The following is a 16617-nucleotide window of genomic DNA, read 5'->3' as shown; positions in this document are numbered from 1 at the left end:
GCGGCCGTAGACGTCACCGGCACATGCGTTCGCACATCACAAAGGCCCGGATTCCTTTCGGAATCCGGGCCTTTGTGGCCGTTCGCGTATAGCTCACGACTTCAGTAGCGGGGACAGGATTTGAACCTGCGACCTCTGGGTTATGAGCCCAGCGAGCTACCGAGCTGCTCCACCCCGCGCCGTTGTGTTCACAACCCTAGCACGGCGCGGGATGGGCTTTGACCAGGTCGAACGCCCGGCTCGAAGCAGCGGGGTCAGCCGCTGTCCGAGCCTCCGCCGGGATCTCCGGTCGGGGCGGAACTCGGACTGGCCTTGCCGTCCTCGGTCTTGTCCCCGGTCTTGTCCCCGGCCTTGTCGTCGCCGTTCTTGCCGCCGGCGCTCTCGTCGGCGTTGGCCTGCGCCTCCTCGGCGCGCTGCAGGGCCGCCTCCAGGTCCTTCTGAGCCTCCGCGTACGCGGCCAGGTCCTTCTGCTCCAGGGCCTTCTGGCCGGCGTCGAAGGCCTTCTGCGCGTCGCTCAGCGCTTCCCGGACCGTCGGGTTGGTGGACGTCGGCGGTGGCTCGGTCGTGCCCTCGCCCTCGTCCGGTGGCGGCTCCGTCGTGCCGGCCTCTGCGGCCCCGAAGACCTTGGCGAGGGCCTCGTCGAGCGTGTTCTCGAAGGCGGTGGCACCCCCGTAGCTGACCAGCACCTTGCGCAGCAACGGGTACTTGAGGCCGCCGCCGCGCACGTAGACCGGCTCCACGTACAGCAGTCCGCCGTCGAGCGGCACCGTCAGCAGGTTGCCGTACTCGACCTCCGAGTCGCCGCCTCTCAGCAGCCTGATGGACTCGGCGATGTCCTGTTCGGAGTTGAACTGGCTCTGGACCTGTTTGGGTCCGTTGACGGTGGTGCTCGTCGGCAGCTTCAGGATTCTGATCTTGCCGTAGCCCTCGGTCCCCGCCTCGGCGTCGACCGCCATGAACGCGCTGAGGTTGTCACGACCGTTGGGCGTCAACGTCGTCGTGAGCGAGAACGCCTGCTCGTCCTGGTCGGGCATCTTCATGCTCAGGTAGTACGGCGGCACCGCGTCGCCCGACTTGTTGGTCGGGTCGTCGGGCACCTGCCACACCTCGCTGCCGCTGAGGAACGTGTTGGCGTCCTTCACGTGGTAGCGCGTGAGCAGCTCGCGCTGGACCTTGAACAGGTCCTGCGGGTAGCGCAGATGCGCCATCAGCTCGTCGGAGATCTCGCTCTTGCCCTGCACGGTGTTCGGGAACGCCTTCATCCAGGTCTTGAGGACCGGATCCTGGGTGTCCCACTGGTAGAGCTTCACGTCGCCGCTGTACGCGTCGACGGTCGCCTTCACCGAGTTGCGGATGTAGTTGACCTGGTTCTGCTGGGCCACCACCGCACGCTGGTCGTTCGCGGCGGTCAGCGAGTCGGCGGTCGTGTCACCGAGCGTCGTACGCGAGGCGTACGGATAGCCGTTCGTCGTCGTGTACGCGTCGACGATCCACTGGATTCGGCCGTCCACCACCGCCGGGTAGGCGTCGCCGTCGATGGTCAGCCACGGGGCGACCGCCTCGACGCGCTCCTTGGGCGTTCGGTTGTAGAGGATCTTCGACCCCTCGCCGATCGCACCGGAGTAGAGGATCTGCGGCTCGCTGAACGCCGCCGCGTATGCCGCCCGGTTGATCGGGTTGGACAGGTCGACCCCGCCGTCGCCCTTGTAACTGAACGTCTTCTCGCCGCTGTCGTCGGAGTAGTCGATCTCCTTCTGGGGACCGCCGACGATCGAGTACGTGGTGGTCTTCTCGCCGTAGTAGATCCGCTGCTCGTACGTGCCGAGATCGCCCTCGGACGGCAGGTTGGACTCGGTGAAGACCGGGCGGCCCTCGGAGTCGACCTCGGTTCCCTTGGCCGCGACCACGCCGTAGCCGTGGGTGTACCGAAAGTGGTTGTTGATCCAGTTCTTCTTCGGGATGCCGGCCAGGTTCAGCTCGCGCAGACCGATGACCGTGTCCTGGTCCTTGCCGTCCGCGGAGTAGCGGTCGACGTCCAGGTTGGTCGGGAACGCGTAGTAGTTACGCATCTGCTGGAGCTGCTGGAACGTCGGGGAGATGACGTTCGGGTCCATGATCCGGATGGACGCGGCGGCGTCCACGTCGTCCCGGAGCTTGGTCTTGTCCTTGGTCTGGCTCACGCCCGGGTACTCGGTGACCTGGGTGCCCGCGATGCCGTAGGCGTCGCGCGTCGCCTTGAGGTTCTTCTCGACGTACGGCGCTTCCTTGGCCTGCTCGTTCGGCTGGACCTGGAACTTCTGGACCAGCGCCGGGTACAGGCCGCCGATGAGGATCGCGGAGAGCACCATCAGGCCGAAGCCGATCACGGGCAGCTGCCAGGTGCGCCGCCAGATGGTGGCGAAGAACAGCAGCGCGCAGATGACGGCGATGCAGAACAGGATCGTCTTGGCCGGCAGGTAGGCGTTGGCGTCGACGTACCGCAGACCGGTCCAGCTGTCGGTCGCCTTGAAGTCGCTGGACTTCACCGCCAGCCCGTACCGGTCCAGCCAGTAGGCGACCGCCTTGAGGGCGACGAAGACGCCGATGAGCACCGACAGGTGCCCGGTGGCCGCGGCCGTGGCGCGCGCGCCCGGGCTGGTGACGCGGAGCCCGCCGTACAGGTAGTGGGTGAGCGCGGCGGCGATCACGGAGATGATCACGGCGGCGAAGCCGAAGCCGAGCAGGAACCGGTACCAGGGCAGGTCGAAGGCGTAGAAGGAGACGTCCAGCTTGAACTGGGGGTCCTTCTGCCCGAAGGAGACGCCGTTGACCCACATGAGCCAGGTCCGCCACTGACCGGACGCGGAGGCGCCGGCGATGAGGCCGACCAGGGCGGTGATGCCGAGCAGCAGCCACTTCTTGTACGGGGCGATGCCCATGCGGTACCGGTCGAGGTTCTGCTGCTCCATCGACATGGCGCTCAGCGGTGGCCGCAGCCGGTGGGCCAGCCAGATGTTGAACCCGACGGCGAGCGCCATCAGCAGGCCGAAGACGAAGAAGAGTCCGATCTTGGTCCACAGGGTCGTCGTGAACACCGACGAGTAGTGGACCGACCGATACCAGAGCCAGTCCGTCCAGAATCCCGCGAACATGGTGAACGCCATGCCGAGCACGGCAAGGACGCCCAGTGTCATCAGCAGGGTTCGGACACGCCGGGACGGGCGGCCCACTCTGATCCGCGGCCCCGACGGGGGGCCTCCGCCGCGGTCCGGCATCTGGAAAGCCAAGGTGCGCACCTCGAAGTTCGCTGTTGATCCGTCAGGCCCTCGGGTTCGTGGGCCCCCCGTGCGCCCCCGAGATCGTGGGCCCACACTTATGCAACTTACTCATCGTTTACTCGGTTCCCGATTCGGGCCAGTAACGAGGCAGGATTGTGACCATGTCCAACACCCCCATGGCAGCGAGCCCCCTCACCCGGGCCGTACTCGAGATCGACGACTACGTCTCGGGCCTCGGCTGGGACCAGCCCGCACGCCTCTTTGCACTTGTCGACACCGCACGGCTGAGGGCCGATCAGCCCTCGCTCGCGGACCGGCTCGGTCTCCAGGACGAGCCGGAGAGCTCCGGCCTCACCCCGATCGAGCAGGACGAGATTCCAACGGACCAGCCGCTCGACGAGTTCCTGGGCACCATCGCCTGGCCCGACGCGGTGGTCGGCTGCGCCCTCGCCGTGGAGCGCCTGATGCTGCCGCCGTCCGCCGAGGCCCAGGTCCCCGAGGGCCTGAACGAGGCGAAACTGGCGCAGTGGGTGGCGGAGCACCCCGACCGCCAGGAGGTCCGCATGACGGTCGCGGTGCTGCGCGACGGCACCCGCGACTCCGCCCTGCGGTTGCGGGAGAAGGACGCCGCCACGGAGGTCCTCACGGGCTCCGACCTGGTGCCGGGGCTGGCCCAGGCGCTGACGGCGACCTTCGAGGAGTAACCCCGCGGAGCTCTACGCGGCCGTTCGGCCCGTCATCCGGTCGTGCACTCCGGCAGCTGCGAGGTCTTCCCCGAGCGGATGTCCTTCAGCGCGCCGAGGGCGTCGTCGATGGTGTCCACCTTCACGAGGGTGAGCCCGTCGGGGATGTCCTCGGCGGCGGCCGCGCAGTTGTCGGCGGGCGTCAGGAAGTACCGGGCGCCCTTGTCGCGTGCGCCGATCGTCTTCATCCCGATGCCGCCGATCGGGCCGACCTTGCCGTTGTCGTCGATCGTCCCGGTGCCGGCGACGAACTTGCCGCCGGTCAGGTCGCCCGGCGTGAGCTTGTCGTAGATGCCGAGGGCGAACATCAGACCGGCACTCGGGCCGCCGACGTCGGCCAGCTTGATGTCGATGGAGAACGGGAACGTGTGATCGGTCCCGGCGGAGATCCCCACGATGGCGCGCTTCTCGCCGGCGTCGTCCGAGGCCGCGGTGGTGATCGTGACCTCCTGCGTCTCGGTGGGCGTCCGGCCCTCCTTCTCCGCGGCGGCCTGCTCCTTGGCGGGCACGATCGTGAAGACGACGTCCTGTCCGGGCTTGTGCTCGGTCACCAGCTCGGCGACGTCCGCGGGTTTCGTGACGGTCTTGCCGTCCACGGCCTTGATCACGTCGCCGGCGTGCAGCCTGCCCTGCGCCGGGGAGTCCTTGACGACCGTGGAGACGACCACCCAGGACTTCACCGGGATGTCGAGTGCCTTCAGGGCGGCGACCTTGGCGCTCTCCTGGGACTGGCTGAACTCCTCGGCGTTCTCCTGGGTGGCCTCTTCCTCGGTCTTGCCGTCCGGGTAGAGGGTCTCGTGCGGCACCACGCGGTTGTCGTGCGCCAGCCACCCGTAAACCGCCTCCACGAGGTTCATCTTGTACTCGGCGCTGGTGACCCGGACGGTGGTCATGTTCAGATGCCCGCTCGCCTCGTAGGTCTCGTGACCGGAGATCTGCAGCACCGGCTCGCCGTCGTGGTCCCCCAGCGTGTTCACCGTCGGCCCCGGGGACATCTCCGAGTACGGCACGGGGATGAACACACCCGCGCACAGGAGCGCGATCAGCATCAGGGTGGAAGCGAGCATCGTCGCGGTGCGGCGTGGCATGGCACGACAGTACGGGACCGGACTGTCAGAACACCGTCAGGGCCGCGTCGTCCGGTCAGGGCCCGGTACGGGGCCTCTCCATGGCCTCGCGGAAGCGGGCGTACCCGTCCAGCTCGGGTCCGTCGCTCCGTGCCTTGCGGGTCCGGTTGGCCCAACTGCCCCACAGACCCGCGCCGACAGCGGCCACAAGCGGAATCAGCAACCAGGCAAGCGCTGCCATGCCGACCTCCCAACCCCATGAGCGTCCGCGACTGACCGATCAGCAGATTAACCATCCGCAGTGACAACGCTCACGCCGGGGGGTCCGTTACGCAACCGGAGTTACGGGAGCGGCGCCGCTCTCAGCAGGCGCCGACCCATTCCTCGGTACCGTCCGAGAAGGACTGGTGCTTCCAGATGGGCACCTCGTGCTTCAGGTCGTCGATCAGCTTCCGGCAGGCGTCGAAGGCCTCGCCCCGGTGCGGGCAGGACACGGCGACGACCACGGCGAGGTCCCCGACCTCCAGCTCCCCCACGCGGTGCACCGCCGCGAGCGCCCGTACGGGGTACTCCGCGACGACCTTCTCGGCGATCCGCCGCATCTCGGCCTCGGCGCTGGGGTGGCACGAGTACCCGAGCCGGTCGACGTCGGTCCCGCCGTCGTGGTTGCGGACCGTCCCGACGAACAGCGCGGTCCCGCCGGCCGCGTCGTCTCCGACGGCCTGGAAGACCTCGTCCACGGAGAGGGGTGCCTCCCGGATTCCGATCAGCTTGACGGGGTCCGGCGCGGCCAGTTCGCCGGGGTGGTCGTTCGTGGTTGCCATGCGCCCATCGTGCCCCACCGCGCGGACGGCGCGGAATAGCGCAATCACCCGGCACGCGCGCGTACCGCTTTGGAGCCTCCTACAGGGCCCGCCGCCGGTGCGCGGCGGGCGGCGGGGCCGGGTGCGGGCAGGAGAAGCCGGGCTGCGGGCGCAGGAGGCCGGGGGGCCGGCACACAAGCCGGTGCGCGGGCGCAAAAGGGCCGGGGGGCCGGCACACAAGCCGGTGCGCGGGCGCAAAAGGGCCGGAGGCAGACAGACAAGCCGGTGCGCGGGCGCAAAAGGGCCGGAGGCAGACAGACAAGCCGGTGCGCGCGCAAGAGGCCGGGGGCGGCACCGCGTCCGGCCTCAGATCCGCCGCCGGACCTTCCGTGCCCGTCGTACCACCGCGGCCGCGCCCAGCAGGGCCACCGTCGCTCCGGCGGCTCCCGCCGCGGTCGCGTCCTTGCGCCCGAGGCGTCGCCCGGCGACCGTGTGCCGCCCGGAGACCTCCTCCAGCAGCTCCGCGAGCACCTCCTCGTTGGTGTACTTCGGCCGCCATCCGGCGTCGTGCAGCCGGCTGCCGCTCACCACCCAGGGGTACATCGTGTACGCCAGGTCCCCGGCCGGGGAGGGCGTCAGCCCGATGCGGTGCAGCCGGGCCGCCGCGCCGAGCGCGACCGCCGACGGCAGCTCCATCCGCCGGATGCCGCTGAGCTCCTCGACCTCCTCCTGCTCCAGCCAGCCGTCGCAGCCGACGGCCAGTTCCCCGTCGGCCTTCTCGAGCACCGCGTATTCCAGGGCACTGCACAGGTCGTCGACGTGACAGAACTGCCAGGCCGGCCGCGACCCGGCCACGACGAGCAGCCGGGGCGACTCGAAGTACCTGGTCAGCGCGGTGTCCATGCCCCCGACCAGCACCGCCGGCCGGACGACGGTGACGTTGAGGCCGGGATGCGCCCGCGGTGCGCGACGCGCGAGCCGCTCGATCTCCAGCAGGTCCCCGACCCCGGTGGCCTCGGCCGTGGCGCGCAGTTCGGCGTCCTCGGACAGCGGCAGCTCGTTGTCGGGGAGGGCGCCGTAGACCATCGCGGAGGTGCACAGCACGACACGGTGCACGCCGGCCGCCGCCGCGGCGGTCAGGACGGTCTGCGTCCCCCGGACGTTGTAAGCCGTCCGGGCGGCCGCGTCGGTCTCCAGATCGAGGTCCAGCGCCAGGTGCACGACCACGTCGGCGCCGCGCAGCTTCTCGGCGATGGCCGGATCCCGTACGTCCAGGATCTGCCACCGTGCCGCCGCGCAGTCACCGCGCCGTTCGTCGATGGCCACGACCTCTCTGACCTCGTCGGACGCGGCGAGCCGCTCGGTGAGCAGCGCTCCGACCCCGGACGCGGCACCGGTGACCGCGACGACGGGTCCGCGCGCGCCGGGGCGGGAGGAACTGGTTGACTGGTTTCGCGCTGCGCGAACCTGCGGATCTGGGGAACTCACCGGGCGTCTCCAGCGGTTGTCTTCAGTACGGGCGCGGGTGACGCGTACGTACCAGGTGGCATCCATCCTGCCGCAGGCCGTCAGTCGGCGAAGCACCGAGGCCCGAACCGCCCCGGGTGTCTACGCTGGGTGGTGAAGTCGGGCAGCCGTGCCGCCGGAAAGAACCGGCGGCCCTACCAGCCGAGGAACCCCGTGAGTGACACCCCATTCGGATTCGGCCTTCCGCCGGAGGAGCCGGACGACGGCGACGAGGGCAAGAAGAAGGACCAGCAGAGCGGTGGTGGTCAGGGACCGGCCAACCCGTTCGGTTTCGGGCCGTCCGGAGCCGGTGGCCTTGGTGGCCCCGGTGCGGACAACCCGTTCGCTGCCATGTTCGGTTCCATGAACCCCAACGACCTGGGTGCCGCGTTCCAGCAGCTGGGCCAGATGCTCTCCTACGAGGGCGGCCCGGTGAACTGGGACATGGCCAAGCAGATCGCCCGCCAGACGGTCTCCCAGGGCACGCCGGACGGCACGAAGGACGCCAGCGTCGGTCCCACCGACCGCACTGCCGTCCAGGAGGCCGTCCGCCTGGCCGACCTGTGGCTGGACGACGCGACCGCCCTGCCCTCCGGCGCGGGCACCGCGGTGGCCTGGAGCCGCGCGGAGTGGGTCGAGGCGACCCTGCCCGCCTGGCGGGAGCTCGTCGACCCGGTCGCCGAGCGCGTCGGCACCGCCATGGGGGACGTGCTGCCCGAGGAGATGCAGGCCATGGCCGGCCCGCTGATCGGCATGATGCGCTCCATGGGCGGCGCCATGTTCGGCACGCAGATCGGGCAGGCCGTCGGCGTGCTCGCCGGCGAGGTCGTCGGCTCGACCGACGTGGGCCTGCCGCTCGGCCCGGTCGGCAAGGCCGCGCTGCTGCCGGTGAACATCGAGGCGTTCGGGAAGGACCTCGGCGTACCGCAGGAGGAGGTGCGGCTGTATCTCGCCCTGCGTGAGGCCGCCCACCAGCGCCTCTTCGCACACGTGCCGTGGCTGCGCTCGCACCTGTTCGGCGCGGTCGACGGATACGCCCGCGGGATCAAGGTCGACACGGCCAAGCTGGAGGACGTGGTCGGCCAGTTCGACCCGCAGAACCCGGAGCAGCTGCAGGAGGCTCTCCAGCAGGGCATGTTCCAGCCGGAGGACACCCCCGAGCAGAAGTCCGCCCTGGCCCGTCTGGAGACGGCTCTGGCGCTCGTCGAGGGCTGGGTGGACGCGGTGGTGCACGCCGCCGCCAAGCCGCGTCTGTCCTCCGCTGACGCGCTGCGCGAGACGCTGCGCCGCCGTCGCGCCTCGGGCGGCCCCGCCGAGCAGACCTTCGCCACGCTGATCGGCCTGGAGCTACGCCCGCGCCGCCTGCGCGACGCCTCCCGTCTGTGGGCGTCCCTGACGGACGCGCGCGGTGTCGACGGCCGGGACGGCCTGTGGGCCCACCCGGACATGCTGCCGACCGCGACCGACCTGGACGACCCGGACGGCTTCGTGCACCGTGAGCAGCTCGACTTCTCCGAGCTGGACAAGATGCTCGGCGAGGCGGCCGGGAAGCCCAACCTGAAGAAGAAGGACGAGAAGGACGAGAAGGGCCAGGCCGAGGCCGACGGCAAGGGCGACGACGCCGAGTGAGTCTCCACGACGACGCGGTCCTGGTCCTGAAGGGCCATGAGGGCCAGGACGAGCTGCGCCAGGCCTACCTGGACCACCTCGCGACGCACCCGGACGGCATGTGGAAGGCCTGCCGGGAGGGGCACGTCACGGCGAGCGCCCTGGTCGTCGACCCGTCGCGCGAACGGGTCCTGCTGACCCTCCACAGGAAGATGCGCATGTGGCTCCAGATGGGCGGCCACTGCGAGCCGGTCGACGCGACGCTGGCGCAGGCGGCTCTGCGCGAGGCGACCGAGGAGTCGGGCATCGCGGGGCTCGCCCTGGCCCCGGGCGGCCCGGTGCGGCTGGACCGCCACCACACGCCCTGCGCCTGGCACCTGGACGTCCAGTACGCCGCGGTGGCTCCCGAGGGGGCTGTGGAGGCCATCAGCGACGAGTCCCTCGACCTGCGCTGGTTCCCGTACGCAGAGGTCACGGACGTGGCCGACGAGTCGGTCGTACGCCTGCTCGAGGCAACGCGTGCCCGGCTCCGAACCCGGACGGGGTGACCGCGTCACCCCGGTAAGGGGTGACCGCTGTGCGCGATCACCCCTTACGGGACCGTGCTCCGGGCTCAGCTCCAGACGTTCCCCTGGTTCTGACCACGGGCTCCCTGCTGTCCCATGCCGTACTGCGCGGCTACGCCCTGCCCGATCTGGGCGTTCTGCGGCGGGAGCAGTTCGCTGGGCTGGACGAGCGCGAAGCCGCTGCCCATGAAGCTGAGCTCCCAGCCCTCGCCGGTGCTGCCGCGGCGCCGCCACACCCCGGAGGAGTGGGTCTGGGCCTGCATCTGCACGCGCAGACCGGTGGACCAGGCGACGATCGCGTCGGCGTCGCAGTTGACGTACTTGTCGGGCGTCACCTGCATCAGCAGCGGTGCGCCCGAGGTCATCAGGGCGACCTTGCCGCGGCCGGTGATGTTGAGCTGGTACTTCCCCGAACCGGAGATGCCGTAGAGGCTGTCGACCGCGATGACCTCGTGGTGCAGGGACGAGTCCATCGCCAGCACGTAGCTGCTGTCGACGGTGATCCCCTCCTGGTCGACCTCCATCACATGGATGTGCTGGGCGAGGTTGGCGAAGAAGACCGTGCCCTGCCCGTGGCAGCGCATCAGGTCCAGGCCCTCACCGGTGTGCGCACGCGCGCGTGACTGGTTGTTGCTCTGGTACTCGGCGTCGAACTCGACGAGCCCCTGGTAGGCGACCATCGTGCCCTTGCGGGCGAGCACGTCGTCGTGACCCTCCAGGGCGACGCGGAGCATGTGCTTGTTCTGCAGGCTCCAGGCTTCCTGGGTCTGCTGGTCGTTGTAGGCGAAAAGCGGGCTCTGCATGATGTTCTGGCTCCCCCTCAGCCCCGGACCCGGAGGCGGTCGGTGCTGTCCTCGCTGGGCTGGACGACGACGATGCCCTGACCGGAGAAGGCCATCTGGTAGGCCTCGCCGCTGCCGCGGCCGATCAGCGACTGCGCCTTGAAGCTGCGCTTGCCCTTCACCTTGAGGTTCGGGGACCAGGCGACGAGCGCGTCGGGATCGACGTACGTCTCGTCCTCACCGCCGCCGCAGTCGACCACGATCGGCTTGCCCCGGGAGGTGAGGGCGACCCAGCCCTGTCCGGAGATCTTGGTGTTCCACAGGCCCTGACCGGCGAACTTCGCCAGGCCCTTGACCCGCTCCACACCCCAGGTGAGGTGGGCGTCGAAGGCGAGCAGGTTGGTCGCGTTGACGGAGATCCCGTCGCCGTTGAGGTTGATGACGACGACGTTGGCGCCGTAGTCGGCGAGGTAGAGCAGGCCGTCGCCGGAGCACTTCATCAGGGGCGCGCCCTCGCCGGTGGCCCAGTCGCGGGCGATCTGGCGGACGGCCGGCGGGTTGGGCTCGTACTGGACGAAGCCCTCGTAGGCGGTCATCGAGCCCACACGCGCGAGGAGGTCGTTCCCGGTCTGCATGGCGACCTTCAGCATGTGGTTGCCGTGGTTCTCCATGCGGGCGGTGACCGGTGCGGGAGCGTAGCCCGCGAGCGGCTGGTTCATGTCGGGCTCTCCCTCAGATCTCGTACGGCTGGACGATGACGAAGTTGCCGGGCGCTGCCCGGAACTGCAGGTTGACGCTCTCGCCCGTGTCGCCCGCGTAGGAGTTGCGGCGCATCCGCACCTGGCTGGAGACGACCACCTGGGCGGCGGCCGACCAGGCGACGACCGCGTTGCAGTCGGCGAAGGTGGTGGGCGTGACCGGCAGCACCACGGGCACGCCGTGCGTCTTGACGACGATGGTGCCGGTGCCCTGGAACTGCATCGTGAACAGCGCGCCGCCGGGGATGCCGTGGCCCTCGATGCGGCGGACCTCGTACTGGAGGCTCTCGTCGAAGGCGAGGACGTTCTCCGCGGAGACGCAGATGGCGTCGCCCTGGAGCTCGATGGGGTGCAGCATCGCGCTGTTGTCGGCGAGGAACACCTGCCCCTTGCCGGTGCAGCGCATCAGCTGCATCTCCTGGCCGGTGGCGTTGCCCACGACCCGGCCGGCGAACCCGGCACCCTTGTAGCTGAAGTCGACCTTGCCCTGGTAGAGCACCATGCTGCCCTGCCGGGCGAGTACAGGCTGGCCTTCCGCACCGAGGTCGACGCGGACCAGCTTCTTGTTCTGCTGGGTCCAGCGCTGTCCGGTCGCCGTCTCCTTGAACTGCTGGAGCGCGGCCATCACCCCGGCACCCTGCGGCGCTCCCTGAGGCATGCCCTGCGGGGCGCCGTGAGGGGTCTGCTGACCGTAACCGGGGGGCGGGACCGGAGCCTGCGGGACCTGGGGGACCTGGGGGACCTGGGGGACCTGGGGCTGACCGTAACCGGGAGGCGGAACCGGAGCCTGGGGGGCCTGAGGCTGACCATAACCAGGAGGCGGAACCGGAGCCTGGGGAGCCTGAGGCTGACCATAACCAGGAGGCGGAACCGGAGCCTGGGGGACCTGAGGCTGACCATAACCAGGAGGCGGCGGGGCCGGGGGCGGCACCGGGGATCCGCCGGGCGGCGTGTTCATGGGCGCGACGATGGTCTGCGCGGCGTGCACGTCGGGCCCTGGCGTCGGGGCGGGGACCACCGGCGTGGCGCCGGGCGGAGGGGCGAAGCCCTGGGGCGCGGCGGGCTGCGGCGCGGGAGCAGGGGCCGGGGTGGTAGGCGCGCCGAACGCCGGGGGCGCAGAGGCCTGGGCCGGCGGGGCGAAACCCGGGGCGGCACCGGACTGCGGCTGCTGCTCCTGCTGCGGCGCGGGCGCCTCCTCCTCGGCCACCTCGCCGCCGAAGTTCCTCAGCAGCGCGTCCAGTCCGCCGTCGAAGCCCTGTCCGACGGCGGCGAACCGCCACACGTCCTTCAGATAGAAGTCGCCCAGCATCACCGCGCGCTCGGTGGAGAACTCCGAGCCGTTGAACGGGTACCGGGCCACCTCCTCGCCGCCGGCGACGATCCGGATGTAGCCGGGGCCGGCCTGCGACATCTGCCCGGCGCCGTCGATCGTGGCCGTGAAGGAGAGCTTCTGGACCTGCGGCGGGATCCTGTCGAGGGTGACCCGGAAGGACTCCGTGTCACCCGCCTGCGCACCCAGGAGCTGGATGGACTCCTCGGGGGTCTTCGGTTGGTTGAAGAACACGAAGTAGCGGTCGTCGGACAACCGCTCGTCGGCGTCGAGACCGAAGCAGCTGATGTCGAAGCTCAGTCCGGGGCCGGAGATCTGCACGCCTACGTACAGATCCGTGCCCGCGGTGAGATCACTGATCCTGGCCTTGTGGCCGCGTTGGAATTCCCTGGCCATGCGTTACGACCGTCCCCCATCCGAATGCGAGTGCGTCGCGCCAGGCTAACGGCAATCCCGGACACCGGAGGGAGTCGGTACAGACCCGGTACAGAACCCGTGCGCGGCCGTGCCGGACACCCTTCCCGCGCTCGCTCGGAGGTTGCACGTCACTCGCTGCGGGCCTCGGGCAGGTGCGGCAGCCGGTCGGCGGCGACCACGCCCTCGAGGTAGCCCCGGGCCCGCTCGGTCCTCGGATACGCCTCCAGCAGCCGCCAGAACCGGGGTCCGTGCCCGGGGACGAGCAGATGCGCCAGTTCGTGCAGAAGGACGTAGTCGACGACGTACTCGGGCATGCCCTGGAGGCGGTGCGACAGCCGGATGCTTCCCTCGGAGGGGGTGCACGAGCCCCAGCGCGTGTTCTGGTTGGTGACCCAGCGGACCGAGGTGGGCCGTGCCCGCCCGTCGAAGTACTGGCCCGACAGGCGCTCCGCGCGCTCGGCCAGCTCGGCGTCGCCGAGGACCCGTCTGCTCTCCTGGGCGGCCAGCTTGTCCAGCATGACGCTCACCCAGCGTTGTTCCTCGGCCTCGGACATCCGGGCGGGGATCAGCACGATGGTGCGATCGCCCTCGCGGTACGCGGAGACCGTCCGGCGTCGCCGGGTGCTCCTGCGGACCTCGATCGCGCTCGTCCCCGAGCCGTTCGGCGGCGAATTCGTCGGTGCGCGCTGGGGCGCCCCGGCGCGGTGCAGTGGGTCGGCGGACACGCCACGACGTTACCCGCTGCACACGGGGAAGTCCCGGCTCCGGATGGGTTCGGTGCCGATCCGCCACCCCTCCTGCGGGTGTACGACAGACTTGTACGACTGATTCGCACGAGTGATTGGTACCGGCTGATGGGTATCGGCTGATTAGTACGACGAATGATCACCGCCTGTGGACAACTCGCGACGCCCGGCCACGGATCAGGGCATGCTGGCACTCGCCGGCGGATTCGCGACCGACCGCATGGACCGGTACGCGACGGGCCACCGCCGGACATACGGGACGTTCGAAGACTCTCGGAGACCTACGGGGGACCTGGCATGCATCCGATGGTGAAGCCCGCGCTCAGGCGCGGCTGGCGCGATCTGAACACCGTGCAGTTCGGGATGACACCAGCGCACGCACTGACGCTCGGCCCGGTGGACACGGCTACGGACAGTTTCCTCGAACTGCTCAACGGCACCCGTGGACCGGCTCTCCTGCGTGAGGAGGGGCATCGCCTGGACCTGCCCGAAGGGCATGTCGACCGGGTGGTGGAGGGGCTGGCGCGGGCCGGCCTCCTCGACGACTCCCGGGGCGGCGGGCCGGATGCCGACGCCCTGCGCGAGAAGAAGGAGGTCCTCGACCGGCTCCGCCCCGACCTGGCCTCCCTGTCCCTGACCACCTCCGAACCGGGAGACGCGATGAGACACCTGGCCGCCCGGCGTGCCCTGCGGGTGCGGGTGAGGGGTGCGGGGCGGGTGGGCGCGGTGCTGTCCGGCCTGCTGTCGGGTGCGGGCGTCGGCGAGATCGACGTGCTCGACGGCGGCCGCGTCGAGCCGTGGGACGTCGCCCCGGGCGGGCTTCCCGCCGAGTCCGTCGGCGAGCGCCGGGACGAGACAGCCCGCCGTGTCGTCCGCCGGGCCGCCCCCGGCCGCCCGGCGCGCCGCAGTCCCACGACGCCGCCCGAGGAGGGCGTCCCGGGTTTCTCGCTGGTGGTCGTCGCCCCGCGCGACGACGTCGCGGTCCACACACCCGACCCCGCCTCCGCGGAATCCCTCATGGCCTCCGGTACGCCCCACCTGTACGCCGGTGTCGTGGAGGGGACCGGTGTCGTCGGTCCTCTCGTCCTGCCCGGCGAGACGGGGTGCGCGGGCTGTCTGTACGCGGACCGCACCGACCGGGACCCGGCCTGGCCCCGTCTGGTGGCACAGTGGCGGTCCGGCAAGCAGCGCCAGGTGCGGGCCTGCGACCTCACTCTGGCCACGACGGTCGCCGGGCTGGCGGCGGCCCACGCGCTCGCCTTCCTGGACGGCCGGACGCCTTCGAGCGTCGGCGCACGCTGGGAGGTCTCACTGCCGGGTCTGCGGTGGCACACGCGGCCGGTGCGGGCGCACTCCGCGTGCCCGTGCGGTGCCGCCGGAAAAGGTAAGCAGGAACACACCCCCGAGGATGGGGAGCGGCGCGCGACAATGGCGGGGCAAGGGCCGTCGGCGGACGTACGCCGTGAGGCAGAACCGGGGCGGCCGGCTGGGACTTGGAGGGCGCATGTCTGATCTTCCGCGCAAGGCGGTCACCCGGACCGCCAAGCTCGCCGCGCTCCCGCTCGGCTTCGCCGGGCGGGCGACCTGGGGGCTCGGCAAGCGAATCGTGGGCGAGTCCGCGGAGATCGTCGGCCAGCAGCTGCAGCAGCGCACCGCGGAGCAGCTGTTCAAGGTGCTGGGCGAGCTCAAGGGCGGGGCGATGAAGTTCGGACAGGCCCTGTCCGTCTTCGAGTCGGCGCTGCCCGAGGAGGTCGCGGGCCCCTATCGGGCGGCGCTGACCAAGCTGCAGGAGGCGGCACCGCCGATGCCGACGCGCACGGTGCACTCCGTGCTCGCGGAGCGGCTCGGCGAGGACTGGCCCGAGCTGTTCGTGGAGTTCGAGGACAAGCCCGCCGCGGCCGCCTCGATCGGTCAGGTGCACCGTGCGGTGTGGCACGACGGCCGCGAGGTCGCGGTCAAGGTGCAGTACCCGGGCGCCGGCGAGGCCCTGTTGTCCGACCTGAACCAGCTCAGCCGTTTCGCCCGCCTGCTGGGCCCGCTGGTCCCGGGCATGGACATCAAGCCGCTGATCAAGGAGCTGAAGGACCGGGTCTCGGAGGAACTGGACTACGACCTGGAGGCGCAGGCCCAGCGAGCCCACGCAGAGGAGTTCGCGGACGACCCGGACATCGTGGTGCCGGACGTCGTCCACCAGTGCGACCAGGTGCTGGTCACCGAGTGGATCAACGGCATCCCGATGTCGGAGATCATCGCGGACGGCACACCGGAGCAGCGTGACCGGGCGGGCCAGCTCCTGGCCCACTTCCTCTTCTCCGGCCCGGCGCGCACCGGCCTGCTGCACGCCGACCCGCACCCGGGCAACTTCCGGCTGCTGCCGTGCGGGCCGGACGGCGAGGACGACTGGCGCCTGGGTGTCCTGGACTTCGGCACGGTCGACCGCCTCCCGGGAGGCCTGCCCGAGCCCATCGGGTCGGCCCTGCGTATGGCGCTGGACGGCGAGGCGGACGCCGTCTACGAGATGCTCTGCGCAGAGGGTTTCGTCAAGGAGTCGATAGAGCTGGACCCCGACGCCATCCTCGACTACCTGCTGCCGATCATCGAGCCTGCCCGGGTCGACGAGTTCACCTTCACCCGCGGCTGGATGCGGAGCCAGGCGGCCCGGATCGGCGACCCCCGTTCCCCCGCCTACCAGCTGGCCAAGCAGCTCAACCTGCCGCCGGCCTACCTGCTGATTCACCGCGTGACCCTGAGCACCATCGGTGTGCTGTGCCAGCTGGGAGCGACGGTGCGGCTGCGTGACGAGCTGGAGGAGTGGCTGGTCGGGTTCCTCCCCGAGGAGGAGTACGCGGCGGAGGACGAGTACGAGATGGGGGAAACGGCGGCGGAGGCATGAGCCGCCGGGGCTGAACGCGCTGTGGGGGGGGGGGCGGTCGGGGGGAGCGATCCCCCCAAGGGGGGTCTCCTCCCCCCCTTCGGAGGGAACGTTCCTCGTGTTGCCTGGTTGCTCTCCTACCCCCCCTGCGGGAGCACGCAA

General features: G+C 70.4%; 14 protein-coding genes and 1 tRNA gene. 5 read left to right on the top strand and 10 right to left on the bottom strand.

Translation table 11 applies throughout. The annotated features are described in order from the left end of the window. Positions 1-105 precede the first annotated feature (105 nt). A tRNA-Met gene (locus ACZ7G3_RS03635) sits at positions 106-179 on the bottom strand. Positions 180-254: 75 nt separating this feature from the next. Beyond that, the gene (locus tag ACZ7G3_RS03630; protein WP_426601093.1) at positions 255-3254 is read right to left on the bottom strand and encodes a UPF0182 family membrane protein; all 3000 of its coding nucleotides are present in this window, start codon (positions 3252-3254) and stop codon (positions 255-257) included. A gap of 164 nt (positions 3255-3418) precedes the next feature. On the opposite strand from ACZ7G3_RS03630, the gene ACZ7G3_RS03625 reads away from it, so the two are divergent. After that, a complete protein-coding gene (locus ACZ7G3_RS03625) occupies positions 3419-3961 on the top strand; it encodes a PPA1309 family protein (protein WP_470923047.1) in 543 nt (180 codons plus the stop codon). A 32-nt stretch (positions 3962-3993) separates the two neighbouring features. On the opposite strand, the gene ACZ7G3_RS03620 is transcribed toward ACZ7G3_RS03625, so the two are convergent. From ACZ7G3_RS03620 to ACZ7G3_RS03605, 4 genes are all read right to left on the bottom strand, one after another. Further along, positions 3994-5088: a YlbL family protein gene (locus tag ACZ7G3_RS03620; protein WP_470923046.1), complete on the bottom strand. Its 1095-nt coding sequence runs from the start codon at positions 5086-5088 to the stop codon at positions 3994-3996. A 55-nt stretch (positions 5089-5143) separates the two neighbouring features. After that, on the bottom strand, positions 5144-5308 hold the full coding sequence (locus ACZ7G3_RS03615) for a hypothetical protein (protein ID WP_398136165.1): 165 nt from the start codon (positions 5306-5308) through the stop codon (positions 5144-5146). Positions 5309-5429: 121 nt separating this feature from the next. Next, entirely contained in the window at positions 5430-5891 is a 462-nt protein-coding gene (locus ACZ7G3_RS03610) for a molybdenum cofactor biosynthesis protein MoaE (RefSeq protein ID WP_470923045.1), read from the bottom strand. Between the two features lie 345 nt (positions 5892-6236). Continuing rightward, positions 6237-7358: an SDR family oxidoreductase gene (locus ACZ7G3_RS03605; protein ID WP_426601059.1), complete on the bottom strand. Its 1122-nt coding sequence runs from the start codon at positions 7356-7358 to the stop codon at positions 6237-6239. A 192-nt stretch (positions 7359-7550) separates the two neighbouring features. On the opposite strand from ACZ7G3_RS03605, the gene ACZ7G3_RS03600 reads away from it, so the two are divergent. Beyond that, entirely contained in the window at positions 7551-9005 is a 1455-nt protein-coding gene (locus ACZ7G3_RS03600; protein ID WP_470923044.1) for a zinc-dependent metalloprotease, read from the top strand. Beyond that, on the top strand, positions 9002-9532 hold the full coding sequence (locus ACZ7G3_RS03595; RefSeq protein WP_470923043.1) for an NUDIX hydrolase: 531 nt from the start codon (positions 9002-9004) through the stop codon (positions 9530-9532). Before ACZ7G3_RS03600 ends, ACZ7G3_RS03595 begins: the two co-directional genes overlap by 4 nt. Positions 9533-9597: 65 nt before the next feature. Here ACZ7G3_RS03595 and ACZ7G3_RS03590 read toward each other — a convergent pair whose 3' ends face one another. The 4 genes from ACZ7G3_RS03590 to ACZ7G3_RS03575 all read right to left on the bottom strand — a co-directional run bounded on the left by ACZ7G3_RS03590 (position 9598) and on the right by ACZ7G3_RS03575 (position 13562). Further along, positions 9598-10353, bottom strand: coding sequence for an AIM24 family protein (locus ACZ7G3_RS03590; protein ID WP_470923042.1), 756 nt, complete (start codon positions 10351-10353; stop codon positions 9598-9600). A gap of 17 nt (positions 10354-10370) precedes the next feature. Continuing rightward, positions 10371-11051 (bottom strand): AIM24 family protein, encoded by a 681-nt coding sequence (locus ACZ7G3_RS03585; protein WP_398136170.1) that lies wholly within the window; start codon positions 11049-11051, stop codon positions 10371-10373. A gap of 13 nt (positions 11052-11064) precedes the next feature. After that, positions 11065-12816 carry a TerD family protein gene (locus ACZ7G3_RS03580; protein ID WP_470923041.1) on the bottom strand — a complete coding sequence of 584 codons (1752 nt, stop codon included), beginning with the start codon at positions 12814-12816 and terminating at the stop codon, positions 11065-11067. A gap of 149 nt (positions 12817-12965) precedes the next feature. Further along, complete coding sequence (locus tag ACZ7G3_RS03575; RefSeq protein ID WP_426601069.1) at positions 12966-13562, bottom strand: M48 metallopeptidase family protein; 597 nt, start codon at positions 13560-13562, stop codon at positions 12966-12968. Positions 13563-13880: 318 nt separating this feature from the next. Here ACZ7G3_RS03575 and ACZ7G3_RS03570 point away from each other — a divergent pair, with 318 nt between their 5' ends. Then, positions 13881-15095, top strand: a complete 1215-nt coding sequence (locus ACZ7G3_RS03570) for a TOMM precursor leader peptide-binding protein (RefSeq protein WP_470923040.1) — start codon at positions 13881-13883, stop codon at positions 15093-15095. Next, entirely contained in the window at positions 15088-16476 is a 1389-nt protein-coding gene (locus ACZ7G3_RS03565; RefSeq protein WP_470923039.1) for an ABC1 kinase family protein, read from the top strand. Before ACZ7G3_RS03570 ends, ACZ7G3_RS03565 begins: the two co-directional genes overlap by 8 nt. Positions 16477-16617 lie beyond the last annotated feature (141 nt).

This window comes from Streptomyces sp. NPDC037271 (assembly GCF_055603605.1).
Note: the sequence above shows the minus strand (reverse complement) of the source record. Positions and strands in the feature narration are given on the sequence as shown.

Excerpts from the sequence above, each read along its gene's own strand:
- ACZ7G3_RS03630 (WP_426601093.1), bottom strand. The coding sequence starts at position 3,254 with ATGCCGGACCGCGGCGGAGGCCCCCCGTCGGGGCCGCGGATCAGAGTG.
- ACZ7G3_RS03625 (WP_470923047.1), top strand. The coding sequence starts at position 3,419 with ATGTCCAACACCCCCATGGCAGCGAGCCCCCTCACCCGGGCCGTACTC.
- ACZ7G3_RS03620 (WP_470923046.1), bottom strand. The coding sequence starts at position 5,088 with ATGCCACGCCGCACCGCGACGATGCTCGCTTCCACCCTGATGCTGATC.
- ACZ7G3_RS03615 (WP_398136165.1), bottom strand. The coding sequence starts at position 5,308 with ATGGCAGCGCTTGCCTGGTTGCTGATTCCGCTTGTGGCCGCTGTCGGC.
- ACZ7G3_RS03610 (WP_470923045.1), bottom strand. The coding sequence starts at position 5,891 with ATGGCAACCACGAACGACCACCCCGGCGAACTGGCCGCGCCGGACCCC.
- ACZ7G3_RS03590 (WP_470923042.1), bottom strand. The coding sequence starts at position 10,353 with ATGCAGAGCCCGCTTTTCGCCTACAACGACCAGCAGACCCAGGAAGCC.
- ACZ7G3_RS03585 (WP_398136170.1), bottom strand. The coding sequence starts at position 11,051 with ATGAACCAGCCGCTCGCGGGCTACGCTCCCGCACCGGTCACCGCCCGC.
- ACZ7G3_RS03580 (WP_470923041.1), bottom strand. The coding sequence starts at position 12,816 with ATGGCCAGGGAATTCCAACGCGGCCACAAGGCCAGGATCAGTGATCTC.
- ACZ7G3_RS03570 (WP_470923040.1), top strand. The coding sequence starts at position 13,881 with ATGCATCCGATGGTGAAGCCCGCGCTCAGGCGCGGCTGGCGCGATCTG.
- ACZ7G3_RS03565 (WP_470923039.1), top strand. The coding sequence starts at position 15,088 with ATGTCTGATCTTCCGCGCAAGGCGGTCACCCGGACCGCCAAGCTCGCC.